Source organism: Microbulbifer maximicatervae (SeqCode), from assembly GCF_052467305.1.
The window spans coordinates 3,880,520-3,905,213 of the sequence record NZ_CP174306.1 but is presented as its reverse complement, the minus strand read 5'-3'; the positions used below and the strand labels follow the sequence as shown (position 1 = coordinate 3,905,213).

Below are 24,694 nucleotides of genomic sequence, written 5' to 3'. Positions count from 1 at the left end.
GCTACTGAATTTGCAACCTTTTATTGAAGACGAGTGGGTTTCTAGCGTACCATTCATGGAGCCACTTTGATAATTATGCTATCAATTTGGTTAGCTGGCCCCGGGTGTTGCCGCACCTTGGGTCAGCGCCTTTTACTTACTCTTACGTCACGCTACCGTTCTCCTTTGAGAATGGGTCTTTTATACAACTCTTGATGTTCTTGTTTTATCTTGGGCTGCTGGCTTGTCGAAGCCGATTTGATCACGGCCCAAAATATTGCTAAATATCTATCGATTCTACGCAGCTTTGACGCTGAAGAAAACTTAATAAAATCCAATAAGATTATTTGGGCGCCTATATTTTTGCGGGTTCACTTTGCCGAATGGCAATTGCTCATTAAAAAATAGAAACCAAAATAGTAGCCATTTTTAATGGGCACAATGAATTCTATGCGCCGTTAATCCTATTGGATTCTTCAACCCATTGTTGGTTAAAGCCTACTCTTTTGGTATAGCCGATGAAAATATTCATTAGCTTTTCCATGCAATTCTCAAGGTCGACATCAATATCTGGTTGTCCATCGTTTTGATAATCTTTAGCTGCCTGATCTGCCATTTTCCAGAAAAACTGAGTCAGTAGTTTAGTTTCTTCAGCTGAAGTGATATCTCTCTTGCCAAGTAGAATGTCTTCGGCCAGTTGGTTTTTTAGCTTGTGGGAGTAGTGAATTGCTATATCTTTGATGGCAAGTTCATGTTCGTTAAATTTCATCACTATGTGTAAGCCTCAATATATATTCTACTTTTTAAAAAGTTTTCGAGGTGTAGAGGAAGTTGAGAATTTTCGCCAGGCATTATGTCAGAAGGCTTAGGTAGGGTGATGCTAGTATTTTCAGAGACCATAAAAGTTTTAAAAGCAGCTTTTCATTATTATATGGTTCTAATGTTGAAGTTTAGGCATTATCAATTTCATTATCCCACTGCTGCTCATAACCCTTTTCGAAAAGGTATCCGCCAAAGCTGTTGTACAGCTTTTCTAGCCAGTATTCAGAGCTGACCTCGCAAGGTAATTCTGGCTCTTGAGCGGATTTATCAACCATGGCCCAGAAGAACTTGCTGAGATGAGTCGCTTCTTCTGAAGAGGTTACATATCCACGCTCTAAAATGTCCATTGCCACTGTATCTTGCAGTATTTCAGCAAAAAACAGGGCAATGGTTTTCTCTTCTTGATAGCGATATTCGATCACGGTACTAGCCCGCCCGTCTTAATCCACCGGCCAGTAAATACGCACCAGAGGCATTAGTGCACGGCCTTCCAAATCGAAGCTCTCATAGTGGCTGACGATAAGATCTGCCAAGTCATCCAGGTCTACCAGGGTGAGGGGAAAGGTAGAGCGGTCGGCTTCGTAGCGGGCTTCGCGGGTGAAGCCGCCAGTGCTGACAAAAAGACCGGAATTGCCTTCCCGCAGGGCGCCGATAAAGCCGCGTATGGCGGGGGCGCCCACTGCTGTGAGCCTGTAGCGGCGGAGAAGGCGCTAACGACCTTTCTGGCAGCCTCCGCGCCAGGTCAGAAACGGGCCTGATTAGGCCAATCTGAGTTGTGGGGTACCTGTGCCGGTTGATGGGCTAGTCTTTGCGAAGTTGAATACCAGTCCGTCCACCTCCTCAAGAGGGAGGGACAACTCATCGGCAACCTGCTCTCTGGTGATTCGCTCCTTCCAGAGTTCCTGGAATATCTTTTCCCAGACGATGGAACGCTCTCTGGGCAGCCCATCGGGTTCGGATTTGCCAAACTGCTTGTTGATGAGCACACAAAAGTTCCGATACTGCCAGTCGCTTAGTTTGCCGGCCTTATGTAGCCGGTAAGCCAGAGCAGCGACGGAAACCCCCCAGCGCTTCTTGGCCTGAACCAGTTGCTTAAGTGAAGTGACAAACGGAATGTTCGCAACTAGATCCATAGAAGGCATCAGAAAATGGGAAGCGAAACTGTCCGCCTCGCTTTCCGCCTGGCGCCCCTGCGGCTTACCGTGGCGGTGCAGAACCAGGTGTCCCAGTTCATGCAGAGCGTCAAACCGACTGCGCTCTGAGGTCTTAAACGTATTCAGGAAAATGTAGGGGACACCGTTTCGCCAGCAGGAGAAGGCGTCAACATTCTTGGTGTCTTCAGCCAGTGAAAAGACTCTGATCCCTTTGGACTCCAGTAACTTTACTACATTGGATACTGGCCGCTCTCCGAGGCCCCAATAGGAACGCAGAGCTTTCGCGGCGGCCTCGGGACTCATACCATGCTGCGTATCGATCAAGTCCAATTCTGGCAGATTGAAGCGCTCAGAGGCCCAGTCCGAAAGCAAATGCGCCAGGGAGCCGGCGGATAGGGCTGCCTCTCGCTCCTTGGCTGACATAGCTGACAGACTGCGGAAGGCCGTCGTATCCTTTGTGGGTAGGTCTATATCGTCGCCCACAAAAAAGGCGACCGGATAATTCAAGGCTTTGGCGAGCGCTGTGATCGTCGCATTCTCGAGATTGTCGACCTTGCCCTTTTCGATCCGCGATAAATGTTCAGGCGTGATACCCGCAAAGCCAGCTAACTCCCTGCCAGTAAGCCGCCTGCGCTTTCTGGCAATAGTCAACCTTGAAGGATTGAACATGACTACCTCTTCTTTGTAATCGTAATATCGAATTCTTCGACCTGATTATCTGCGTCACGGTGATTCCTTACCGGGTTCCAATCCTCATCCTGGATGATGAAGATGCGTTCCGCAAAGGTGCCAAAATTTCCATTTTTAACGGCTCTCGGACGCGATAACTCTGCTCTCACTTCCTCTTCTTTACAGGACACACAAAAGAACCATGTGTGCAGGTTCTCGTTTTGCTGGGCGTCATCCGCCATGTAGTCCCAGAGATAGCCAGAGGGATTGTCCACCAGAGCTGCCACCCCTTTTCCCTTGCTACTTAAAGGGTTCGGGTCGTGCCGGCCGCAAGCAACATCCACATTCTGAAACAGGATCAGCTTTCCCTGCTGCTCGTTCTTAACCGCTTCAACGCCGTTTGGCCGGGCCATTTCCCAGCCCTGTTTCTGGATAAAAAGCGCTCTTAATGCGGCCACTCCAGCCATATAAGAGTACATTCCGGGTGCGTTCTGGGGATGCAGTGAAGTGGCCTCATTGCGGGCCGAAATCGCCTCCAGCGCGACCTTCTGAAGTTCTGAGATAGAGACATTAAACTGGGAAAGCTCTCCCGGAACCTCATGAGGTTCTCGATAGATTCGTGACGAGTGCATAGCGAAGCCTAGGTTAATTTTTTAAGCCTCAATTGTGGTGTCAAAAATTAACCTCGTCAAGTGTTGCTCGCTAGAGGGGGGGGGCTTAGTCCTGTATATCCATTCAGCCTGTACTTTCTTACTGAACAGTGCTGTTGGTAACGCCGGGTACGTTATCTGAGTGGCACCGATGCGCGCAATAGCCAGCCACCCCAAGAGGCTAGCTTGGTCATTGAAATTGCTCCACAACTGCACAGCGGAGCGTTCTGCGGGCCAGTGAAAGTAAATTCCAGAGAAGGACCCGCGCTGCCCCATTGGCGGCGCGGGCTGCCTGGCAGTTGTCGGGCGCTTACTTTTACTGACAGGGGGCATCCTCTGTCATAGTGACTGCCTGGCTCCAGGTGCCGCCGCTAGTTCAGGAACCGTATTCATCCCCTGCACTCGTAATAGGCTGGTATGGCTGCGGTTTCTTGGCTGATTTGGACGGGTTAGCTTAGATTAATTGGGATGGTCCAGATAAACAATAGCCTCGGAAACACAAGGTTTGCGAGGCTTTCGTGGGCTGCCTGGTACAGCAATTTGGTGTAGATGGCGGGAGTTGAATAATTGGCTGTAGGCCCCGTATTTACTTGGTTTTTGATTTGGTAAGCCGGGGAACCCCACAAATTACCCCACCGTTGGAACAAAGTAATCCCCAGTTTGCCGCTTTAGTTACCTAGCTCTTCTCTGCCCCTAGTTGGCCCAATGTGGAATGCACCGGCAGGCTTCCCGGAGCCCCGAGCAAAACCTTCGCTGATGTAAACAGGAGAGCGTTGCTCCTCTTTGTGCCGATGTTCTGTCCCGGTCTGACCCCGCATAAACTTTCTGGTAGTGAGACAGCCCTCAGATAAGGCGAGGCAACTGATTGTGGAAAAACCTTCCCCTTGATGGTGCCTAGTTTTTTTAGTCCATAAAAAGAGACAAGATTCTAGTTTCCCAGCTGTAGTTTCAAGATGAGCTTATTTGTAATAATTGGTGACAGATAAGGGATTATGAGTCATAGGGTTATGAGTACACTAATACCATTTGCGATAAATAGGGAAAGTGGCGAACTTTGTGGTGTTGAAGATGTGCCGCGTGGGCGTAGCTGTAATTGTGTCTGTCCCTCTTGTGGGCAGAGCGTTGTCGCTAGGCGTGGTGAGAAGGTGGAATGGCACTTTGCTCACGACAGTCGTGCCGAGGTAGTAGCTGAAAAAGAGTGTGACCTATCTTTTGAGTCGGTTTGTGCTCAAATGCTTAGGCAAATGTTACTTAGTTTAAAGAATGAGCCCTTATCCCTTCCTGACTACATTGGAATTGTGGAACTAGTTAGAGATGGGAAGTCATTCGAAGAATCGATTCCGATAACTAAGGCTTCGAATCCTGTTGTCAGTGAGTACAAAGAGTTTTCTATTCCTTATACGCTTGTGGCAGCCATACAAAACCATGAACTACTCATCGATGTTATTTATAGAGAGCGTGCTGGGATAACCTTGGAAGACTACCCCGAGAAAGTAGCGGGCCACCTTGAGTTGGATGTGTCGCAATATGCATCTCTAATCGAGCGTAAAGGCGCAAGGGCAACCACTTATAAGGCTGCTCTGAGGGGATGGATAATAGAGGAGCATATAGCAAAAAAATGGCTCTATCATGCCAATGAAGAGAAAAAACTTGAGAACTATACCGCAACGCTCAAGGCAAAAATCGAGAATGAACTCTCTGATTCAGGGGGTGGGGTAAATGAATCCATGAATGCTAATAATGAAATTTTTAAGCGTCAGAAAAGTGGTTATTCAATGGGCCCTACCTCTAAGAATATCCATGAGACAATGAGAATAGGAGCTAAAGAAAGGGGCAGTAGATTCAGGCTAAACCCAGAAGATAAAGAATTGAATATCAAAAAGTGTTGCCTATCTTGCAGACTACAGTTTGTCACAAAGGAATGTCCTTTATGCCTTCCTGATGAGAATACACGGATATTTTGTGCGCGCTGTAGAAATCATTATGCTGGAAATTCTTGCCCGAGATGCGAAGCTTTAGATAAGAGTGGGCCTCAGGTATTCTCAGGCTAAGGCCCATATCTGGCGGCGCTGTAGCCTTCATCGATTGGACCCGCCTACTGCACTTTAAACTTACGGAGTCATAATTCCAGCTAATAGAGAGTTTAACTTATCGTGATGATTTGTACTTTCTATTTGCGTAGCTTTTGAGGTGCATCATTGCAGCAGACTTAGGATTCAATCCGCGTAGTTCAGTTGTTCGAACATCTCCATCAGGCAGGTATACATGCAATATGTCATCATCAACTCTATATTCCGCTGATATTTCATGTCCATTGAACTTAGTTGTTATCTCTTGATTCATATCGGTTTCCTTTCGATATCAGAAAGTAAAACTATACACCGTAGTTGCTCACCAAAAATGTATTGCTACTCTGTCTTCACAGATAGGGCTGTTACTTTTGATGGTAAATACTCATCCACTCAATGTCTTCCATCGCTAGCTGGGCCCATATGAAAATGAGGTGCTGAATGTGCAGTGTTGAATCAAGAAAGTGGATTATTTTCCTAAATATTTTTATTGGTACTACCGTGTGGTAAATATAGGTAGGTCTTACAAGTCCAGCACATTGCCGCATAAACATGTGTATCGTAATATCCCCTTGCTTCGTTAAGCAGGGGAAAGGATTCGATGCTTGCAACACATCAAGACGCTGAAAGGCGTTATGGGGCCATTAGGGCTCAGGTTTTGAATGTCGCCGAAAGTATGCTCCGAGAGAGTTTTCCGGCACTTCGATTGAAGACTATTGATAGCGAGGCCCTAAAAGCTGTCATGGCTTGGGATAGGCACCCTGGTAGGCGTGTTAATTGGGATTGGGCTGGTAGTTATCCAGAGTTAAGTTATAGGCATCCTAAGCGTTTTGAGTGCGCTATTTGGCATCGGGGGCAGCTCAATGGCTCATCCCTTGGTCGGCCTACATACTGTGGAGGAAGCTTGAGGCTTGACTTCATCGAGGCTACTCCTGAAGACAAAGATATTCCTGTTTTGGACGTAGTGGTTGTGGCAATGCAAACCTATGCGGATGTCTTGGGGGCCAAGGAGCTACGCATAATGCACCCCATTAATGAGGCCGTTAAGTCCTATTATGCTTCACATGGATTTACCTATGTGAGCCGTGGTGACTATCTCTATTTGAGGATTTAACCGTGAGCAAAAAAGTTACTGACATTCGAGACAAGAAGATTAGAAAGCCGGTGACGGTTGAGGAGGCTGCAAAGCGGGCCTACCGTGAACGCTTCCGTAATACCCCTGTCGAGGAAGAGCCGAAGGGCTTAGCTTCTGGCAAGGCTGACTCAGATGGTCGAATGAGGATGGATGATAATGACGGAGAAGACTAAGGACCCCAGGCGCTTAAGCCCAGCTGAGAAGCAGATAGTCCCGCTACCGGAAGAGGTGGACCCTAAAGATGTGGCAATGAGAGCGCGGATTGTTGCCTTTCAGCATATGGTTAAGGTAAAGCACAATACTCGGAACAAGTAGCAGACTGCTTGTGTAACGCAGTATGGTCTGTGAAATGCATCCCCAAAATGGGACTCCAGGATACGAGAAATGGAGAAAGGAGCGGTCGAAGAAGCGGAGTGAAGAACTACTTTCCGCTGATTGTGATTTTGGCCAAGTAGGGCTTCTTAGTGGTGGTAAGTGTTCTATACGTGATGAGAGCCCAGATGCGGACCGTGCCCTCAAAATAGCCAAATAGACCGCTGATTGGCTTTAGCCTCAATCACGGCCAACGGCATACCGGGTTTGAGGTAGAGGACGATATCGGCGGATTTAACGGTTTTACGCGCACCTACTTGCCCGCGCACTATCACCTTGCCATCCCACAGCTTTACCTCTTGGCGCAGCTGGTTGAGCCGGTCCCAGCCGGCTTGTTCGATGGTGGGGAGGATAAATTTACTGATGATATACGCTTCGGAAAACTGCTTCTTGTCCATGTGATGCAGGCCTACAGGTGGGCCATGGGGGCCCATTACGATTTTTGAATGATTATTACGACTAAATCTATCACAGGATGGGCTTTAGGGGGATGTGGTGGGGGAGTTAGTTTGGGGGATGGTTGTTTAGCAGCAGAAATAGGTGTGTATCAGGTGGATAAGTGTGGCGGGCATCTGTAACTATCCAAATATCTTTGGGTTTGACGTTAGTAAGGACCAAATTTTTTACTGAATACTTCCGCCAAGTTTGCTTCAACACCCTTTAGATTCTCTGCATCGTCGAGTAAATCAGCCAGGCTGTCTTCATCAATTGAATTTTTATCAAGGGTTTCAATGTGATTTAGGTAGTGGCGTATTGAGTCGAGGATTAGGGTTATGTCGGAATAGGGGAGTTTTAGGTTTAGGGTTTCCATAATTGTTTTCGTTTGTTGTTATCTATTTAGGGTTGTTGCTTTATAGCTATTGGAATTTCCAAATCATCTACGATACCTTCTTTCGGGTTGTTTGGTTCATCAGCGTATTGGAGGACTTCTCCAACGAGATTATCGACCTCTACCAAGACCTAAAAACGGAAATGACCTCATTCGCGGATATGGGGATCAATTACGAGGAAAAAGCCTTCTACGATATCCTCAAATCCCTCTCGGTAAAGTACGACTTTTCTTACCCGGAAGACAAGCTGGTCGAATTGGCTAAACGAGCCAAACAAGAAGTCGACAGCGTCGCCAGCTTCCCCGCCTGGAATCAGCGGGATGATATTAAGGCTGAGTTGCAAGTGAAGCTGATTCTGCTGTTAGCGGAGTTCGGCTATCCACCGATTGCCAATGATGATGTGTTTAAAGAGATTCTGGAACAGGCGGAGAACTTTAAGAAGTATCAGGTGGAGTTGGTGGATTAGTAGTACTCTAGCAATAACGAATAACGGTACCTTGATTTGGTCAGGTCTGCTATACCAACTACGATGTACATGACATCAAAAAATCGAAGTTTCTCTGTGCGAGATTAGGGACCAAAAAAGACTTTGTTTTCGGGGCTGAGAAGGGGTTTCTGGTAAAAGTTATCTAATAAAAATGGCTCGCTACGAGCCATTTTTTGTGTTGATGAGTGTTGTTATATTATGCTGCTTTGGCAAAGCTTTCATCTAGGCTTATATTTTCTTTAATTATAAATTCTTTTACGTCTATATAAGTATTCATGCGTTCATTGGCTTCAGATAAATTACATAGTATGTCTTCAGCGGTCTCAGTTATAAAAAGCTCTAATATTTGGATGAGGGGATTGAATTCATCACCCTTAAATTTTTTTAAAAGTTTTACTTTCTCAAATGCTGCTTTAAAGCCTTTCAGTTTGAACCCAATAATATGTTCGTATCGTCTATCCCAGATCACAGTTAAAAATTCATCTATTCGATCAGAGATTGTAATTGTGTCTCTGGACAAGTACTCAATATGATCCATGCTTGAGTAATAACAAGCTTTCTTAACAAAGTTATCAGAAGCTTGCGTATCAAAATGATTAGCTAGAAATTCGTTTAGTCTTTCCATTTTGAATTACCAGATTTGTTTATCATATCGATTTATATAATCTTTAGGTAGGTGGGGCCTGTTCTGATCTGCCCTAACTAGCTCAAACTGTACCACCTTCCCTTTAATGAGTTGATCATCATCAAAAACAACATACACTGCAAGGACAGCATTTTCCGGTGCAAGTTCACGTTTTGCCATACATACCATATGTGGAACATACTCATAAACATAAGTGGGGTTCACTATGTAAATGAAGACATCTTTCTCGCCCTCTTGACCAAAGCATGGACGTCTTAAGCCCCGAAATAGCGCGGAACTGCTTTCCAGCCCTTTTGAGGCATCGGGAAAGATAAGTGTACCCTGAATGTTCAGTTCTTCATGGTAGCCGATATTGTTGACCGGCGGTATTAAGCCACAAACATTATAGAAAAGCTGATAAAGCTCAGTCTTGGCGCCAATATCAGCATAGTTTTGAACTAATTCTCGATCAATTCTAAGTGATATTTGTTGGTCTTTATTGTTTGGAGAAGGTGCGGATATTTCAAGTGGAAGCAACTCCTGTAAAGATTCCGACATCCGACTCTCCGAGAGAATTTTGCCGGAGCGTACAAAATTCCACGATATCGGTCAATCAGGAACTAATATACTGGTAGAAATATGTGTCATTTATGATTGATCTGTATTTCTCTGGTCGGCTACCTCTTGAGTAGAGGAAAATTTGGCTTGGTGCAGAGGGTATCAGCTGGTTGTGCTGGTTCAAGTCAGCTTACTTAATAGGGGAGGATACATTTTGTGATGATATCCGCTTCGGAAAAGCTGCTTCTTGTCCATATGATGCAGGCCTACAGCTGGGCCATGGGGGCCCATTACGATTCTTGAATGACTATTACGACTAAAATTGTTTTCGTTTGTTGTTATCTATTTAGGGAGGGTGCTTTATAGCTCTTGGGATTTCCAGATCATCTACGACATCTTCTTTCAGGTTGTCTGGTTCATCTGGACTGTTCTGGGTTGCTTCGTTGTGGCGCTTTTCTATATCAGGCAATAGCTCATCCAGTCGTTTTTCAGCATCCTTAAGCGCTTTTGTTATCCGGTCGTTCAAAAATTTACCTTAATTTCAAAACACAGTAATCCTGCAGGGAAGGTTTGTGCGTAGTACTGATATATTGGCACCTCTGTACTTCATAGTGGGTGCGATTTTTCTTGAGGTAGGCCTTATGTTCTGATTTCGTCAGCTCCAAATATAGTGGCATGTACTTGTGCTATTTTACGGCCTATAAAAATATTGCATGAAATCCTTGAATGCTGGATTCCGAACTCTATCGATAGCTTTAAATGTTGTGCTCAAATCTAACAGAACACCTCTAGTGATATATTGGTCAGCTTTAGAGAATCAACTTCAGATTTTTCAGACCTCTAAAAAGTACCCTTTTTATTCTTATATATCTAGGATATTACCCCCTTTACCAGCAAAACTAATTGATAATTCTAAAATTTGTTATTATTAAAATCATAAAATGCTTGAAAAAGCTCTTCCTTTGTATTCATTACGAAAGGGCCGCCCCTAACTACCGGCTCATTTAGAGGTTTCCCCGCAACCAGTATGAAGCGGCTACCTTTATCACCGGCTTCGATTAAAACTTTACTTCCTTTTGTTAAAATGCCTAGTTGACGCTCAACCAGCTTTGACTTCTTTGATCCCGTATTTAGAGAACCTTCAATTACATAAATAAATGCATTATGTGTTTCTTCTAGATTCTGTACAAATTTATGGTCTTGCGCCAAGGTTACATCAATATAGGTGGGGTAAACGTATCTATTTTCCACAACACCTTTTGTGCCAAAATTAGTTGTCCCTGCAATGACTTTGATGTTTTGGCCTTTTGTAGTTGCTTCAGACGAAATTTGACTTTCTTCAAACTCCTGGTAGTCAGGATCAATCATTTTCTTATCTTTAGGCAAATTAACCCATAGTTGAAGGCCCCTTAACAATCCATCTTTTTGCTCAGGCATTTCCGAATGTATGACACCTTTACCTGCAGTCATCCATTGCACGCCATTTGGCTCTATAACGCCTTCATTTCCCATATTGTCTTTATGTCTAATTTTTCCATTTATCATGTAAGTTACAGTTTCAAAACCTCTATGCGGATGGTTGGGAAAGCCTCCAATATATTCATTGGGGTTGTCGCTTTCGAATGAATCCAATAGAAGAAAGGGGTCCAGCATTTCCAGGTTTTGTGTCCCAATCAAGCGAGTTAACTTTACTCCGGCTCCATCAGAACCCTGTTCACCAGATGTTGAGAACTTTAATTCTCTAATACCGTTTGACATAGTATATTCCTTGAATTAGTCGGTTTCGTTGTTGGTGGGTAGGATCAAAGGCTTCATCAGATTGATTGTGTCTATTCATGTTCCACTTTTAAATTTCAAAGGAAGACTATTGACGAACATAGTTCAAATAAAGACCCATGTGGGGAAGTTTAAAGCCATATCGACAGTAGTAAAATATAAATATATAGATGTATTCGTTCGATTTATTAGAATTGTCAGAGAAAGCTGATTAAGTTAGGTGGATTACAGTCATTGTTAGATATTCTGATACAGAAATAATAAATTGGAACATTATATTTTGAGATGGTGTTAAAATGAGGTGCCGGTTTACAGTGTCGTATATGTTTTATTGTTCCAATAAGTGGGCTTATATTAGTTTTTAGTTGTCTTTCCGGGAGGGCTAAATTAGATAACAGTTAGGATACTAATATGTATTGGACTCAACTATTCTTGTGATAAATACTATAGCGAGTTGCTTGTCTTTAGGTTTTTTTGCGGTTGTGGATTAGAGTTTTATGGTATTTATGAGTATTTTGTCTTAATCGGGGTTAAAAGCTTGTATCCCTTCCATGGGTGCTTTCTGTGCCTTTGAGAATAGCTATTATGGATTTACTTTTTTCAAGCTTAATGACAGTTGATTTTTCAAGGCTATAGTGGGAGCTCCTTATTGGTATCATAAGTTATTAAAATAAGAGTTTTAGGTCTACTCTGCTAGGGGATATTCAAGGCCTCCTGGTCTGCAGAGCCTACAAGCTGATTTCTTACAAATACTGTTGCGACAAGCAAAAAACATGAAGCAATTAGCAGCGTATTTGATATTCCTGCGTAGGAAGCTATTTTTCCCCAGAGCATACCTCCTATAGCCATAGCGCCCATATATGTTGCCATAAAAAATGACATTCCTCTTGCCCTTATCCAATTTGGTAGCATTTCCTGAGTAGCCAGAATTAGCGGAGATAAAAAGAGTAACCAGCAAAATCCCGCAGTGAACATTCCTACTGACACATGGATATAGCTGGTTAGAAATGACAGTAATAACATGGATGTAGCATAGCCAATAGAAGCGATACACAGTAAATTATCTACGTTAAAGATTGTGCGGAGCTTATTGGTGAAAAACACAGCACCTACCGCACCGAGCCCTAAAAATGACATTAATAAACTGTATGCTTTTGGATCGTCTGTATATAATTGAGATGAAAAAGTGGGAAGTAACGCCCATAGAGCGCTAGCAAAAATAAAAAACGTCAGTGCTCGAACCAGTGCGTGTTGAAGTTTTGATTCTCGCTTTATGTATTTCAGGCTATTTTTTATTGCTGATACGAAATTCTCACTATGTTGATTTGTTGCGCCGTTTCTATTCGGTGTCCAATAGCTAAGAGCCATTATTACACATAAGAAAGAAATAGCGTTTAAAGCGAAAAGTACCTCCAGGTTAAAATAGATCAAAAGTACTCCGCCGAGTATTGGACCAATTACTCTTGCCAGATTAATTCCCATGCTATTTAGGGCTATGGATTGGGGGAAGTCTGCTTTGGTTACTATTAGTGGTGTTATAGAAGACCAGACTGGGACCATTAATGCAGTTCCGATACCAATTAAAAAGGTTAACGTCAGTAACGATAAAATAGATGTCGATCCGGTTGCTGTAAGAAGGCATAATATGGAGGTAAGCAGGAATATCCATATTTGTAATATTATTAAATATCTTTTCTTGTCGACAATATCTGCGAAGGCACCAGCTGGAATCGCAAGAAATAGTGTGGGTAAGGATGCTGCAGATTGAACCATAGCGATCCAAAATGGTGATGAGGTTAGTGAAATCATTAGCCAATTTGCACCAATCTCATGAATCCATGTTCCTGTATTTGAGATTAATGTTGCAGTCCAAATGATCAAAACAGTTTATTTTTGAATGGGGCAAGGGAAGTCAAGGCTTAACTCTCTTTATAAAGGCCACTACTTAAAGTGGCCTTTCTGTGGAAGCTATTTATGGCCAGTAGCTGCCATAGAATTTTACAGGTGACCAACTAGGCAGAAGGGGCTCTAGTTTTGGTGATAAAGACTGATAATCCCCATCTCCATATACAACCTCTCCATCTACAACAGTTAGTACAGATCTGATTGACTTGATTTCTTCCAGGGGGACTTCCATGTAATCTTTCGATAAAATTGCAAAATCTGCTAATTGACCTTTAGACAACCTTCCTTTGATATGCTCTTCTCCTGAGAACCAGGCACTGCCAACTGTATAAAGTCTGAGCGCTTCTTCTCGCGTTAAAAGATTTGATGACTCATAGAGCTTGCGGCCACTGACGGTTTCACCGGTGACTAAATAATGTAGGCCTACCCAAGGGTTAAAGGTTGAGCCCCGTGTGGCATCAGTACCCATACCAATAGGGATACCTTTATCGACAAGCATTCTCAATGGAGGTGTAGCTTTTGCCTTTTCAGCTCCATACCGTTCAGAAAAGTCATCACCAAGGAATACCATACGACTTTGAATGGCAACGCCGCCACCAAGTGACTTTATACGTTCGATATTATTCAGGCCTATTGTTTCGGCATGTTCAATCGACCATCGAAGTCCGCGTAGCGGTTTATAGCTATTTACGTCTTCAATAACGTCTAAAATCCTGGTAATTGATTCATCATAGGTTGCATGAATCCTAAATGGCCATCTACGCTCTACCAGTAACTCAATAATTGGTGTTAGATCTTTTTCCATATCGGCATCCAACACTGGTCTGTCGGATCTAAAATTTTCAAAGTCTCCAGCTTTCCATAGTAGATACTCACCTCCTCCATCAATTTCAAAGCCGTGCTCTTTAGTACTGTCAGTGTTTGTCCCCGCTTTATTTCCCCTTGTCCAATTGTGGTAGTCTTCCAGTTCTTTCCCTGGATTCTGTGCAAATAAATAGAAGGATGTTCTCAGTGGTAGTTTTCCTTCTGTGGCCAGTTTTTCTGCGACACTATATCCATCGGGATAACCGAACCCGCCACCTCCAGCGTCAATAACAGACGTTAAACCAAATTTTGCCAGTTCGTGAAATAAGTGAATTGTTGAATTTACTTTTACTTCTTCTGAAGTGTCTGGCAGAGCTGCGATCTTGCCGTAAAAAATTCCAGGATGTGGCTGTGCTAGCATTAACCCTGTGGGTGTTCCATGTGAGTCACGTACGAATTTTCCGCCCTTTGGATCTTCCGTATTACTGTTGATTCCAAGTTTATCCATGCCCATTTGGTTAAGCATTCCAACACTATAGAAATATTGGATATATACTGGGGTGTCGGGAGCTGCCTTGTTAATTTCAGTAATAGTTGGCAACCGTTTTTCCTTGAATTGCCATGGAGACCAGCCACCTATAATTCTTACCCATTCACCTTTTGGTGTTCTACTTGCTTGCTCAGACAACATGTTTAAAGCTGTCTTTAGATCGGGCACACCGTCCCAGCGTAACTCGCTCGTATAAGCTAATCCGCTACGCAAGAAGTGTGAATGAGAGTCGATCAAGCCCGGTATAACTCGTCTATTCTTCGCATCAATAACTTCAGTCGTTTCACCTCTGTACTGATGTATTATTTCATCGGTGTCTACATCCAGAATCTTTCCGTCTCTAACCGCTATGGCCTGGGCAACTGGCTTATTCTTATCTTGGGTCGTTACCTTTGCATTAATAATGATCATATCCGCATAAACGGCACTGTCGAAATTTTCTATCACCCCCTCATTTGCGATGGTTGCATTTTTGCATGCAGCCAAAACCGTGGCGGCACCCATTAAGATTAGGCGTTTTCGCCATACATATTTTGAATATGACATACTAGATTTCTTAGATTTGAAAGCGCTTACCTACCTACTCAGGAGGTATAGTAAGCGCTTATGGAGGAATGAGATCAGAGGGTTATTTAACTTTAGAAGAGGAAAGCTCTTTATATGCTGCGGGGACATTCAATCCAGAGTGAACCCACCCGTGAAGGGCATACCCTTGGTATTTTGGCAGTTGAACTTTCTCAACCGTCTCCTCAAGGGATAGTCCTCTTGCAATTGCCTTTTCCACTTTATTTTTAAGTGCAGTCAAGTAATCAATATGCCATTTTATTGCTGAACGGTTTGTAATTGGGCCATGACCAGGGATAACTAGTGTAGATTCATTTATTGCGCCATATACATATTTCATGGTCGCTAATGTTTCTAATAGATGGCCATCAAGCAGCCAAGGTAAGGCAGGTTTGGTAGAGACTACGGGATTACCTGTCCAAAGTATGTTCTCTCCTTTAACGGAGACGAATAGATCGCCGCCAGTTTGAGCAAAACCAAAGTCATCTATGTCTACAGTTTTGCCTCCTAAATCAACAGAAATACTTCCGTTTTTGGGGACTAAAATGTCGCCGGTTTTGGGTATTACATCCTCAATTCCCCTGCCTTCACCGAAGTTACTAATCATGAACGCAGTATCTTGCTCGAAATAGTTATCTACATAATCCTTTGCACCTTCATGCTGGATAATAGATACACTGCTTGGAAAAACATAGTTTCCATATGAGTGATCACCGTGATAACTTGTATTAACTAAATACTTGATGGGTTTATCTGTTTCAGCCTTGACCAGCGATATCATTTGTTCGGCAAGGCGCTCATTTATCATTGACTCTATCACCAGAACAGAGTTTTCGCCGATAACAAATCCGCCACTTGTTGCAATAGGATAGCCATTGCCAGCTTTTTCAGAGGCGTCTGAAGGTATTACAGCATATATGCCATCTGAAACCTTTTGAGATTCAAGGATGACTGTATTGCCATCCCACACGGGCTCTTGGGCAATCGCGTTCACAGTAAAAGCTACACCAGCCAGTAGTGTAGTAATGGATTTAAGCATTGTAGACATTTCCGGTAATTATTAAAACGCGAGAAATCCTACATCATGTTTGATTAGTAGTTACGGCAAAGATAATATGGATCGAATCTATCGATATATGGTGTACTTCCGTGAAAACCACGCTCGAACAGTTAGAAGCTTTGGATGCTTTAAGGAAGGAAGGCTCAGTATCAAAAGCTGCTGATCAACTTGGCAAGAGTCAATCCACAATTAGTTATACGCTACAAGAACTTCAAGATACCCTAGATTTAACTCTGGTTGAAAAAGATGGAAGGAAAACCAAATTAAATCATGCCGGTTTGCTTTTGAGTGAGCAAGTTGAGGTGTTACTGAGACAACATTATGACATTGAGAATCTAGCTGGCCAGCTAAAACAGGGGGCGGCAGCTACGTTGAGTATTGCAGTAGATACTTCATTTCCAAAGAGTATTCTCGATGCTACTTTGAAATTGTTTCACAGTCAGCAAAAAAATGTCCGCTTGTCTATAAAGGAGCAAGCGATGTCTGGAACTAATGCGTTACTTCTTAATAATGCGGTGGATTTATGTATCGGTATGACTCCACCCCCCGGTTTCTTAAGCGATAAATTGCTAGATGTTGAATTTATCTTAGTGTGTAGCCCAGAACATAGCTTATCTAACCAAAAAAATGTTTCTTATTATGAACTGAAGAGAGAGACTCAAGTTCTAGTAGCAGACTCCGGCTCGATGGATGTTTCTTTCGGTTGGCTTTCACCAAATGTGAAATGCTCCGTTTCCAACTTGAACGAGGCCTATCGCCTTGTAAAGGGAGGACTAGGTTATGGCAGGTTGCCGGTGCATATGGTTGCCGAGGATGTTCAGTCAAATGAGCTATGTAAAATTGATATGATTCATGGATTTTCCTATACAGTGTCTCTTTATTTAACTGTAGGTAATAAAGCACAGAATAATTCAGTCAAGCAATTTTCAAAAATTTTGTTCGATATGGTAAAAAAGTATCAAATTAAAAGTTGCTGATTTTAATTCGATCTTATAGTCGACCAGAAGTCCTTTAGCAGTTCGCATATAAATGTAAAAGCATTATCAATTATTTACCATCCTTAAAATTAGAATGATTAATAAAGAAGCTATAGATAAATGTGGATTGCTTCCGCAATGTCACTGAGGATAGCGATGATCAAAAACTTTATTATGCGGGGGAGCCTAATCAGTTATCCGGTAGAAAGTGGTAAATTATTGTGTAAATTTAGGCTGATACTCCAACCTGAATAGATAGCTGCTACTGATACGAGTAAACCTTCCTCTTGAGAATGTCTAGGGAGCCTCTGAATAACTCCGTGATACCTCTGGTTTTTAGAACGGTTCACAATCAAGGCGCGGCTTCTCAGGAATGTCTAGACCTTTCAAGAAGTCGCAACGCGGAGTGTGAATCGCTCTGCAAGCCCCGAAGGGCGGGCCCTGAAGACTCGCAGAGGCATTACGGAGTTATTCAGAGGCTCCCTAGCAGTCGAATGCCACCAAATTCCAGCCTAGCGGTGTGGTAATCGGTTATGTCCGGACGGTAAGTTTACTTTCACTTTCACTGGCGGCCTCCGTCATTGTGTTGGTAGGAAGATTCCCAGTTATAGTTAGTCGCCAGGTATCGCATGGGTTGCCCGGGCGTGCAATGGCCACCCGAGCAACCGCGCGATTTACTCCGGTACTGCGATAATTAGAAACGACACGTGCGATTCGCTGTTTTCTTGAGTGTGCTTGCTGTTCCCCGAGTCGCCGTCGCCGATCAGTGCGTGTGGATTGTGCAGTATGACCTGCGAGCCTGATGTGGAGTAGGTTTCCGAACCTCCGCCGACTTGCCGGATATCGTGGTCACTGCTGTCATAGTGGACGCGATAGCCAGAGAGGAACACTGCTGCGTCGCTTATGGGTTGGCCCATCTCGACATACACGTCATCACTCGTTTTTTGGAGGTTTGTCACGTACTTTGCGATCAGAGGGGGGCTCTTGCTCAGCTCAATGAGATTGCCATCAATCGATGCGATGGCATTGTTGCCCGAGTCATCGTGCATCTGTGCAGTCGATTGGATACCCACTTCGTAGTTGTTCGGAACCGCGGTGGTTGCATCGAGCTCAATGGTGCGAACATGGTGTGCTTTTGGGGGTTCGCTCGGGTCGTTGTCCTTGTGGTACTCGCACGCCCAGCCTCCAAGGGCAGCATAAGCTTCTGGCTCATCGAGGGGGATGTATGGGCTGGTTGATTCATCGGGGATACCGGTGATGGTTCTCGGTAAGATCACACCGTCTTTGGGGCCGTCGACCACTGCGATGCAGGACAATGTCAATTGGGAGGCTGAGGGGCTTAAACCTTTCTTCTGGCCGTACAAAGTGGCGTCAGGAGTGACGGTTAGGACGGCATTCTTGTTGTGAACCTGGGTGAGTGACAGGCCCAGCGTTTGCGTCTGGTGGTCCGTGCTTCCTTCGTACTTGAAGAACCAGTAGGTGGCGGCAACGATAAAGCTCGTCACTTCTGAGCCGTATCTGCTGAAGTCAAACCGGAACCTTCCGCCGTTTTCATCCAGCTGCTGATTGATGTGCATCATCTGAATATTCGGAGGCGCGATTGGGGTGGAATGAAGCTTGATTGGCATATAGGCCCAGTCACCGCCAACCTGGAGATAGGCGGGCGAATTCGTCTTCTTGACCTGGAAGCCGGGAATCGCGATGTCGACACTCCCTTTCTTCGAACTCAAAATTGAGATGATCAATTGAATGACCCAGCCAAGCGGAACGAATGCCCACCAGAAGGGGAGCTTCGCTTTTGTTTTCACCTGAATGTTGAGCACATCGTCGTAGGCGTTGAAGCTTATCGTCGCAGAGAGCTTTAGGGTTTGGTAGACCCACAGGGTCATGGCCCCACGCTTCACTCTGATGTCGGCACTGATAACAAGATCGCCGTCGTTGTTGAACGCCGCTTGGAGGTTGTTTTCTTTGATTTTGATATGCGCACCCTCAATCACATCCTCGACGTCTGTGTTGAGGTACATTTTTTCGGGGTAGGTATCGGTCACCGTCAGCTGCGATGAGGTCAGTGGCGTTGCTTCAGCAATCGCCGTAGCCACCGAAGTCAAAATGATGTCGTTGGATACGATGAGTGCGGATGTACAGTTGCTAGGGACAGTCTGTGGTAGAAGCGCGTCTATTGGCTGGCGATTCCCACGGCATATCCCAAGTCCGAACAGGTTTGAGTCGGAGTCGCCATCAAAGGCTGTATACATCACTCCGATGTCCAGGTTCCCGGCGGGCAGGGGAGTGTGTTGAGCAACCGTGTATTTGATCGGCCAATCAAAACTTGAGATGAGTTGGTCGACTGCTCCTTTCATCGCGTCGGTAATGTCGAGGCCCTTGATCGACTTTGAGAGTTGAATATCGCTGAGGTCAAGTTCCATCATGTCCCAGTTGGGCTTCTGGATGGTCACGGTGACTTGCCCATAGTGGTTGATGCTGGCGCTGGCTTGCATTTTGTCGAGGTCAAGAACGAGCCGGGCGTGACCGGGGCTTTGGCCCTGCGCATCTTCGATGTTGCTTGTGATACCTGGGAATTTGATGAACCCTGTGATGGGCAGGTCGAGCGTCGCCTTTTGGTCTTCGGGAGCGATGAAGGCGGGACAATCAAATGCGAATTCGTAGCGAACCTTGGCGGGGCCCTTGCCGACACTTCCGCTGAAGGACCATTGGCCTGAGTCGCCTTCGAAGAGCTCGCTAATCCAATTGTTGACCGCTCCTTGGGTCGAGGCACTGATCAAGTCCCAGCCTTGCGAAAGGTCCGGGTCTGGCGAGGATTCAACTTCTTGAAGATCTTGCTGCTCTTCAATTTCTTCTTCAATTAAGTCGCTTGGCTCTTCTCGATCAAACAGGCCGCGCAGCTCCTCGACCAGCTCGGGGCTCGGGTCGCATACCCGCTGAAAGGTCGAAATTGGGTCGAGCGCGAACTGGCGTGCATTGCCTTCAGATTCACCGAGCCACTCGAGCATGCGAGCTTCATGTTGCAAAAGGTTGCTCAGGGTGGGATCGCGTCGCAGTGGGTCTGTTTGAGATGTTGGTGTGAATTCGAAAGAGAGAGAGGTCGAACTATCTAATTGTGTGGCTTGCTTGCCTAGCAGGCGCTGCAGGTCGTCAGGAGAGAGTGTGAGGGACGCGGTTTGCTTTTTGAGTTGGCGCTGCAGGCTGTCGGGAGAGAGTGTGAGAGTCTCTTCCATGATGATGCTCCGTAATCTTCATTAGTTTGATTTTTTTGAAAAGGCGAGTGGCCGGGTAACACCACGAGCCCTCTTTGATGCGGCAATCGAACATCAGGCCTACTAGAAAATTGCCACCCGCCCTAAGTTACTCTTCAAAAGGGCACCAGCCAACAAGGTCGAAGGCATTATCAGGAAAAATGTTGATGTCTTTTGTTTGATAACATTTTTTGCGCCGTTATTGGGGTTTTCTAAATGAAGCCTTTCGGTGAAAAGTTACGGGACTATTGCAGCAGCAAAGGCTTTATCAATAGCTCTTGAGGTTTTTGCTACTGGATGAGTATTGTGTGACAGATCAAAAACGTTCCCTTGGATATGAAAAGCGGAGGAAGGAGAGGGCTAAGTAACGTGCCAAAAAGCTGTTATCAGATTTTGAAGAGACGGATAAGACTGGGCTTTTTAGTGGGGGTGAAAATGCGATGCGGCACGATATTCATGGTGGGAAACCTGCATGACTCTGGTCTAAATGATAAAAGAAAAAATCTCAACTCTATCTGGTAGGAGTTCGCCCATAAACTGAGCTAGCGAATTCCGGCTCTGTGTTAGCCGGGGTATCTTTTCACTAAGTATTTCTAGCTTACTCTGTAGTGAGGCTTTGACGGCAGGGCATCCACAAAACCGAGGTATTGAATGCTCATTCTCTAGGTACAGTAATAATTCTTTTATTGTTTTTTAGTTAACCCCACTTTAATTCAATGTTTTTACTCGCCAATATCTTCATGCCGGATCTCAGGGTGCTGCTGGATAAATTCATTCATAAGACTAATGCAATCAGAATTATTTAGGATGGTTAGGCTTATGCCTTCAGATCTGAGTAACAGTTCATCTCCCTGAAAGGTTTTGTTTTCACCGATAACAATATTCCTAATACCGTATAAACGTATGGCTCCGCTGCACATTGGACAGGGCGAAAGTGTCGTATAAAGCGTGCACTTTTGATATTCGATTGCTCGTAACCTTCCAGTCTTTTCCAATGCGTCCATTTCAGCATGCTTGATAACACTATCCTGCTGGATACGCTGATTGTGGCCTCTGCCGATAATTTCTCCATCACGAACTACTACACAGCCGGTGGGAACACCTCCTGCGGCCAAGCCCTTGCGCGCTTCCTCAATGGCTGCTTGCATAAACGCTTCGTGCTCAGACTTGCTCATGGCAGTCCTTTATTTAAGTTTTTAAGGGTGCTTGAAGTATAGAATGTAGAGCTTTATTGATGCATTAATGACAGCTAAGGTAACGGCGAAGACTATTGCCAATAGATTTGTATTTTTCCACTGGTGGTGGCTCTTACTTATGTGGAAAAAACCTTTATCGACGTCTACAAGTGAGCGGCCTCCTTAATTGTGGGTAGGCTTTTCTCTCGCGTATAAGTGCATCTCCTGAGTATTGTAAGGAGAGCATCACATGATCGATGGATGAGGCTTTGTTCTTTTTGAATTGAGTGGCGAAGTGGGTTCTTTAAAGTATTGTTTTAAGCAGGTTAATGGGTAGAAATATGGGTATTCCTAACACAATATTGATTTGCCCCGCTTATTTAGAAGGCTCCGACAGGCATTGAGCCTGCCGGATTAAAAGTTCCAGCGTCTAGTGATCTGCCAAAAGGGAAATCGAGATTATCTATTGCTATTCACTCTTTTAGAGCCGACGTACATTGCAAATAAACGAAGGCCGATGGAAATTAAGACAAGCATACTTGGCGCTGTTTGAGCGGGTATTGCCTTTAATTGCGTGATTTCTCTTTGAAGGGTCATCGTTTGGTGTGTATTGGTCTGGTGCTTTGGAACTTTGATGACGTTTTTTTTAAGTAATTTATCGAACGACTCGATTTCTCCCGCAAGCATATCCAGGAGTTCCAATTCGGTCTTGCCTTCCCATGGTAGCTGTGTCCTATATGCGTCAACTGCTTTACCAAGCTTTTTCCACTCTTCTGCGAGGAAGGCTTCAAGTGATGAAAGGGTTCTCAGCTTCGAGTTCATGGATTGATTGACTCGGTAGGCGTTTTGTCCATGAGCGCCGCTCGCCATCATTCCTGCAAAGTGCTGTACGTTATGTTTGGCGGTATTCAGGTTCCGGCTGATTAAGTTGAGTTGATCCAGAGTGCGAACCAGAGTCTGATCAAATCTCGGATCTTTATCCTTAATCGCTGTCAGAGCGGTGTTAACCAGTCGACTCACCTGTATCTTGGTTGCATGTTCGTTGATGGACATATCCCTTTATCCTCGTAAATCCATTGAAGAATGTGTTTCACCTCTCTGATTTGAGATGAATGTGCCACATTCAGGTTTTTGCTTGATGAAAACGCGAATTCTAAATTAAATCTGCCGAGTGTCGCGGTCTAATAGAGTACGGGCCATTGCACGGAAGCCGGGGGCGGTCATGGTATAGCCCAGTGGCCAGGGCTAGAGCCTGCTCAGCAAGAGGGATAATGTGTGGCTGGCCCATTTTCATTTTTCGCGGGCAGTTTTATGTGCTTGGTATCCCAATTGATTCCCGTCCACTCAAGTTTTCCCAATTCTCTATCGGGCAGAGTAGGAGTTTTAGGACTGCTCTTACTATTGGGGTCGTCTATGGCAGTTAGTAGGCGCCCGATTTCAGTAGGGTCTGCAATTGCTGCCAGGTGTTTTTGCTTGGTGAGGGTAAGTGCGCCGGATCACCCCTGCGTACTTCAGGCAATTTGATGGGGGCAGTGGCGCAAAACTGCTTTAACCCCACCCAAAATAGCTGGATTTGGTGGCTCGGGTTAGATTAACTGGGATGGTCCAGATAAGCAAAAACCCCGGAAACACTAGGTTTGCGGGGCTTTCGTGGGCTGTCTGAGACAGCAATCTGGTGGAGATGGCGGGAGTCGAAAAATAGCTATAACCCATTGATAAATAAAGATTAAATATTTTCTTTTTTCCAAAACCCGTCAATAAACCCGTCCACTAGAGCAAAGTAACCCCTGTTTGGCGAGTAAGTTACCTAGCTCTGCTGTGCCCCTGGTTGGCCCAATGTGGCATGCACTGGCAAGCTTCCCGGAGCCCTGTACTGACGCGAATAAAACCTTCGTTGATGTCAACATATGTCAACAGGAGAGCGCCGCTCCTCTTTGTGCTGGTGTCCTGTCCCGGTCCGACCCCGCATAAACCTTCCTGGTAGCGAGATAGCCCTCAGGTAAGGCGATGCAACTGATTGTGGAAAAATCTTCCCCTTGATGGTGCCTAGTTTTTTTAGTCCATAAAAAGAGCCAAGACTCTGGTTTCCCAGCTGTAGTTTCAAGATGAGCTTATTTGTAATAATTGGCGACAGATAAGGGATTATGAGTCATAGGGTTATGAGTACACTAATACCATTTGCGATAAATAGGAAAAGTGGAGAACTTTGTGGTGTTGAAGATGTGCCGCGTGGACGCAGCTGTAACTGTGTCTGTCCCTCTTGTGGGCAGAGCGTTATCGCTAGACGTGGTGAAAAGGTGGAGTGGCACTTTGCCCATGATAGCCGCGCTGAAGTGGTGGCTGAAAAGGAATGCGAGCTATCTTTCGAATTGGTTTGTGCGCAAATGCTAAGGCAGATGCTTCTTGGCGCGAAGAATGAACCTCTAGCGCTTCCAGCATATAAGGAGCTTTTGAGCCTGAATAAAGATGGAGTTACTTGTAGTGATTTAATCGAAGTAACTGAAGCCTCAACCAATTCAGTGACTGAGTACAAAGAGTTTTCGATTCCGTATACGCTCATAGCAACGATACAAAATCATAAGCTGCTTCTCGATATCACACACAGAGAGCGTGTGGCAATAAGCCTTGATGATTATCCTGATAAAGTGTCAGGCCACTTGGAGCTTGACGTGTCAAGCTATCTATCTTCACTAAAAAGTAAAGAATTTAGCGGAATTACCTATAAGGCTGCTATGTGGAGATGGGTAACTGAAGAGACTGTAGCTAAAGGATGGCTCAATCACAAAAGAAAAGAGAGGAAGCTTGATGAGCTAAGAGAGACCCTAAATGTAAGACTTGATAATGAGATAGCTTATTTGAAAAATATGTTCCGCGAACGAAGCCGAACATCAAAGCGCGTAAATAATTATATTGGGGCACGCGGGCATCAGAGAGTTACCCCCCCTAAAGTTCCTAGTGATAAGTATACTCATGAAGCAATGAGGAGAAGGGTTCAAGAAGAAGAAAGAAAAGAAAAAGAATCTAGAAGACGGTTATTAGAAGGTGAATGGCCTAACACTCAAAGCTACTGTCCAGTTTGTAAGCATAAACTTGTTGCCCAAAAGTGCTCTTCTTGTTCTCCAAACGAATATACCAGGACTTCGTGCCAACACTGTGATGGGACATGTACTGTAAAAAAATGCCCGAACTGTGGAGTCTCAGCTAAAAAATGAATCTCAGGTTTTCTCAGGCTAAGGCCCATATCTGGCGGCTGTTGCAGCCTTCACCGATTGGGCCCGC

General features: G+C 44.7%; 23 protein-coding genes and 2 pseudogenes. 7 read left to right on the top strand and 18 right to left on the bottom strand.

The genetic code is table 11. From position 1 onward, the window contains the following. Positions 1-427 precede the first annotated feature (427 nt). The 5 genes and pseudogenes from ACJJI4_RS17105 to ACJJI4_RS17085 all read right to left on the bottom strand — a co-directional run bounded on the left by ACJJI4_RS17105 (position 428) and on the right by ACJJI4_RS17085 (position 3,256). Positions 428-748, bottom strand: coding sequence for a hypothetical protein (locus ACJJI4_RS17105; RefSeq protein WP_444925898.1), 321 nt, complete (start codon positions 746-748; stop codon positions 428-430). A 181-nt stretch (positions 749-929) separates the two neighbouring features. Beyond that, positions 930-1,223, bottom strand: coding sequence for a hypothetical protein (locus ACJJI4_RS17100; protein ID WP_444925897.1), 294 nt, complete (start codon positions 1,221-1,223; stop codon positions 930-932). 18 nt (positions 1,224-1,241) lie between these two features. Next, positions 1,242-1,490: pseudogene (locus ACJJI4_RS17095) on the bottom strand (restriction endonuclease); the annotation flags it as partial. Positions 1,491-1,559: 69 nt separating this feature from the next. Then, the gene (locus ACJJI4_RS17090) at positions 1,560-2,624 is read right to left on the bottom strand and encodes a helix-turn-helix domain-containing protein (RefSeq protein WP_444925896.1); all 1,065 of its coding nucleotides are present in this window, start codon (positions 2,622-2,624) and stop codon (positions 1,560-1,562) included. A gap of 2 nt (positions 2,625-2,626) precedes the next feature. After that, a complete protein-coding gene (locus ACJJI4_RS17085) occupies positions 2,627-3,256 on the bottom strand; it encodes a hypothetical protein (RefSeq protein ID WP_444925895.1) in 630 nt (209 codons plus the stop codon). A gap of 1,025 nt (positions 3,257-4,281) precedes the next feature. On the opposite strand from ACJJI4_RS17085, the gene ACJJI4_RS17080 reads away from it, so the two are divergent. Further along, positions 4,282-5,325 (top strand): competence protein CoiA family protein, encoded by a 1,044-nt coding sequence (locus ACJJI4_RS17080; RefSeq protein WP_444925894.1) that lies wholly within the window; start codon positions 4,282-4,284, stop codon positions 5,323-5,325. 97 nt (positions 5,326-5,422) lie between these two features. Here the strand turns inward: ACJJI4_RS17080 and ACJJI4_RS17075 are convergent, their stop codons facing one another. After that, positions 5,423-5,617, bottom strand: a complete 195-nt coding sequence (locus ACJJI4_RS17075; protein ID WP_444925893.1) for a hypothetical protein — start codon at positions 5,615-5,617, stop codon at positions 5,423-5,425. A gap of 327 nt (positions 5,618-5,944) precedes the next feature. Between ACJJI4_RS17075 and ACJJI4_RS17070 the strand changes: the two genes are divergently transcribed. Genes ACJJI4_RS17070 through ACJJI4_RS17060 form a run of 3 tightly spaced genes read left to right on the top strand, consistent with a single transcriptional unit; the run spans position 5,945 to position 6,793 of the window. Continuing rightward, entirely contained in the window at positions 5,945-6,457 is a 513-nt protein-coding gene (locus ACJJI4_RS17070) for a hypothetical protein (RefSeq protein WP_444925892.1), read from the top strand. Between the two features lie 2 nt (positions 6,458-6,459). Continuing rightward, entirely contained in the window at positions 6,460-6,651 is a 192-nt protein-coding gene (locus ACJJI4_RS17065; RefSeq protein WP_444925891.1) for a hypothetical protein, read from the top strand. Further along, complete coding sequence (locus ACJJI4_RS17060; RefSeq protein WP_444925890.1) at positions 6,635-6,793, top strand: hypothetical protein; 159 nt, start codon at positions 6,635-6,637, stop codon at positions 6,791-6,793. Before ACJJI4_RS17065 ends, ACJJI4_RS17060 begins: the two co-directional genes overlap by 17 nt. A gap of 212 nt (positions 6,794-7,005) precedes the next feature. On the opposite strand, the pseudogene ACJJI4_RS17055 reads toward ACJJI4_RS17060, so the two are convergent. Then, positions 7,006-7,248 (bottom strand): annotated as a pseudogene (locus ACJJI4_RS17055) (type I restriction endonuclease subunit R); the annotation flags it as partial. Between the two features lie 206 nt (positions 7,249-7,454). Next, positions 7,455-7,661: a hypothetical protein gene (locus ACJJI4_RS17050; RefSeq protein ID WP_444925889.1), complete on the bottom strand. Its 207-nt coding sequence runs from the start codon at positions 7,659-7,661 to the stop codon at positions 7,455-7,457. Between the two features lie 2 nt (positions 7,662-7,663). On the opposite strand from ACJJI4_RS17050, the gene ACJJI4_RS17045 reads away from it, so the two are divergent. Beyond that, on the top strand, positions 7,664-8,146 hold the full coding sequence (locus ACJJI4_RS17045; RefSeq protein WP_444925888.1) for a type I restriction enzyme endonuclease domain-containing protein: 483 nt from the start codon (positions 7,664-7,666) through the stop codon (positions 8,144-8,146). Between the two features lie 217 nt (positions 8,147-8,363). Here ACJJI4_RS17045 and ACJJI4_RS17040 read toward each other — a convergent pair whose 3' ends face one another. From ACJJI4_RS17040 to ACJJI4_RS17010, 7 genes are all read right to left on the bottom strand, one after another. Then, positions 8,364-8,792 (bottom strand): hypothetical protein, encoded by a 429-nt coding sequence (locus ACJJI4_RS17040; RefSeq protein ID WP_444925887.1) that lies wholly within the window; start codon positions 8,790-8,792, stop codon positions 8,364-8,366. 6 nt (positions 8,793-8,798) lie between these two features. After that, the gene (locus ACJJI4_RS17035; protein ID WP_444925886.1) at positions 8,799-9,350 is read right to left on the bottom strand and encodes a hypothetical protein; all 552 of its coding nucleotides are present in this window, start codon (positions 9,348-9,350) and stop codon (positions 8,799-8,801) included. Between the two features lie 346 nt (positions 9,351-9,696). Continuing rightward, the gene (locus ACJJI4_RS17030) at positions 9,697-9,876 is read right to left on the bottom strand and encodes a hypothetical protein (RefSeq protein WP_444925885.1); all 180 of its coding nucleotides are present in this window, start codon (positions 9,874-9,876) and stop codon (positions 9,697-9,699) included. A 386-nt stretch (positions 9,877-10,262) separates the two neighbouring features. Further along, positions 10,263-11,108, bottom strand: a complete 846-nt coding sequence (locus ACJJI4_RS17025; RefSeq protein ID WP_444925884.1) for a pirin family protein — start codon at positions 11,106-11,108, stop codon at positions 10,263-10,265. 711 nt (positions 11,109-11,819) lie between these two features. Beyond that, positions 11,820-13,007, bottom strand: a complete 1,188-nt coding sequence (locus ACJJI4_RS17020) for an MFS transporter (RefSeq protein ID WP_444925883.1) — start codon at positions 13,005-13,007, stop codon at positions 11,820-11,822. Between the two features lie 91 nt (positions 13,008-13,098). Then, complete coding sequence (locus ACJJI4_RS17015; protein ID WP_444925882.1) at positions 13,099-14,931, bottom strand: amidohydrolase; 1,833 nt, start codon at positions 14,929-14,931, stop codon at positions 13,099-13,101. 82 nt (positions 14,932-15,013) lie between these two features. Then, positions 15,014-15,988 carry an MBL fold metallo-hydrolase gene (locus ACJJI4_RS17010; RefSeq protein ID WP_444925881.1) on the bottom strand — a complete coding sequence of 325 codons (975 nt, stop codon included), beginning with the start codon at positions 15,986-15,988 and terminating at the stop codon, positions 15,014-15,016. A gap of 110 nt (positions 15,989-16,098) precedes the next feature. Between ACJJI4_RS17010 and ACJJI4_RS17005 the strand changes: the two genes are divergently transcribed. After that, positions 16,099-16,986, top strand: coding sequence for a LysR family transcriptional regulator (locus tag ACJJI4_RS17005; protein WP_444925880.1), 888 nt, complete (start codon positions 16,099-16,101; stop codon positions 16,984-16,986). 674 nt (positions 16,987-17,660) lie between these two features. Here ACJJI4_RS17005 and ACJJI4_RS17000 read toward each other — a convergent pair. From ACJJI4_RS17000 to ACJJI4_RS16990, 3 genes are all read right to left on the bottom strand, one after another. Further along, positions 17,661-20,222: a hypothetical protein gene (locus ACJJI4_RS17000; protein ID WP_444925879.1), complete on the bottom strand. Its 2,562-nt coding sequence runs from the start codon at positions 20,220-20,222 to the stop codon at positions 17,661-17,663. Positions 20,223-20,962: 740 nt separating this feature from the next. Further along, on the bottom strand, positions 20,963-21,415 hold the full coding sequence (locus tag ACJJI4_RS16995) for a nucleoside deaminase (protein ID WP_444925878.1): 453 nt from the start codon (positions 21,413-21,415) through the stop codon (positions 20,963-20,965). Positions 21,416-21,874: 459 nt separating this feature from the next. Continuing rightward, the gene (locus tag ACJJI4_RS16990; protein ID WP_444915563.1) at positions 21,875-22,468 is read right to left on the bottom strand and encodes a hypothetical protein; all 594 of its coding nucleotides are present in this window, start codon (positions 22,466-22,468) and stop codon (positions 21,875-21,877) included. A 1,091-nt stretch (positions 22,469-23,559) separates the two neighbouring features. On the opposite strand from ACJJI4_RS16990, the gene ACJJI4_RS16985 reads away from it, so the two are divergent. Beyond that, entirely contained in the window at positions 23,560-24,627 is a 1,068-nt protein-coding gene (locus ACJJI4_RS16985) for a competence protein CoiA family protein (protein WP_444925877.1), read from the top strand. Positions 24,628-24,694: the final 67 nt, after the last annotated feature.

Excerpts from the sequence above, each read along its gene's own strand:
- ACJJI4_RS17105 (WP_444925898.1), bottom strand. The coding sequence starts at position 748 with ATGAAATTTAACGAACATGAACTTGCCATCAAAGATATAGCAATTCAC.
- ACJJI4_RS17090 (WP_444925896.1), bottom strand. The coding sequence starts at position 2,624 with ATGTTCAATCCTTCAAGGTTGACTATTGCCAGAAAGCGCAGGCGGCTT.
- ACJJI4_RS17085 (WP_444925895.1), bottom strand. The coding sequence starts at position 3,256 with ATGCACTCGTCACGAATCTATCGAGAACCTCATGAGGTTCCGGGAGAG.
- ACJJI4_RS17080 (WP_444925894.1), top strand. The coding sequence starts at position 4,282 with ATGAGTACACTAATACCATTTGCGATAAATAGGGAAAGTGGCGAACTT.
- ACJJI4_RS17075 (WP_444925893.1), bottom strand. The coding sequence starts at position 5,617 with ATGAATCAAGAGATAACAACTAAGTTCAATGGACATGAAATATCAGCG.
- ACJJI4_RS17070 (WP_444925892.1), top strand. The coding sequence starts at position 5,945 with ATGCTTGCAACACATCAAGACGCTGAAAGGCGTTATGGGGCCATTAGG.
- ACJJI4_RS17060 (WP_444925890.1), top strand. The coding sequence starts at position 6,635 with ATGACGGAGAAGACTAAGGACCCCAGGCGCTTAAGCCCAGCTGAGAAG.
- ACJJI4_RS17050 (WP_444925889.1), bottom strand. The coding sequence starts at position 7,661 with ATGGAAACCCTAAACCTAAAACTCCCCTATTCCGACATAACCCTAATC.
- ACJJI4_RS17040 (WP_444925887.1), bottom strand. The coding sequence starts at position 8,792 with ATGGAAAGACTAAACGAATTTCTAGCTAATCATTTTGATACGCAAGCT.
- ACJJI4_RS17035 (WP_444925886.1), bottom strand. The coding sequence starts at position 9,350 with ATGTCGGAATCTTTACAGGAGTTGCTTCCACTTGAAATATCCGCACCT.
- ACJJI4_RS17025 (WP_444925884.1), bottom strand. The coding sequence starts at position 11,108 with ATGTCAAACGGTATTAGAGAATTAAAGTTCTCAACATCTGGTGAACAG.
- ACJJI4_RS17015 (WP_444925882.1), bottom strand. The coding sequence starts at position 14,931 with ATGTCATATTCAAAATATGTATGGCGAAAACGCCTAATCTTAATGGGT.
- ACJJI4_RS17010 (WP_444925881.1), bottom strand. The coding sequence starts at position 15,988 with ATGCTTAAATCCATTACTACACTACTGGCTGGTGTAGCTTTTACTGTG.
- ACJJI4_RS17000 (WP_444925879.1), bottom strand. The coding sequence starts at position 20,222 with ATGGAAGAGACTCTCACACTCTCTCCCGACAGCCTGCAGCGCCAACTC.
- ACJJI4_RS16995 (WP_444925878.1), bottom strand. The coding sequence starts at position 21,415 with ATGAGCAAGTCTGAGCACGAAGCGTTTATGCAAGCAGCCATTGAGGAA.
- ACJJI4_RS16990 (WP_444915563.1), bottom strand. The coding sequence starts at position 22,468 with ATGTCCATCAACGAACATGCAACCAAGATACAGGTGAGTCGACTGGTT.
- ACJJI4_RS16985 (WP_444925877.1), top strand. The coding sequence starts at position 23,560 with ATGAGTCATAGGGTTATGAGTACACTAATACCATTTGCGATAAATAGG.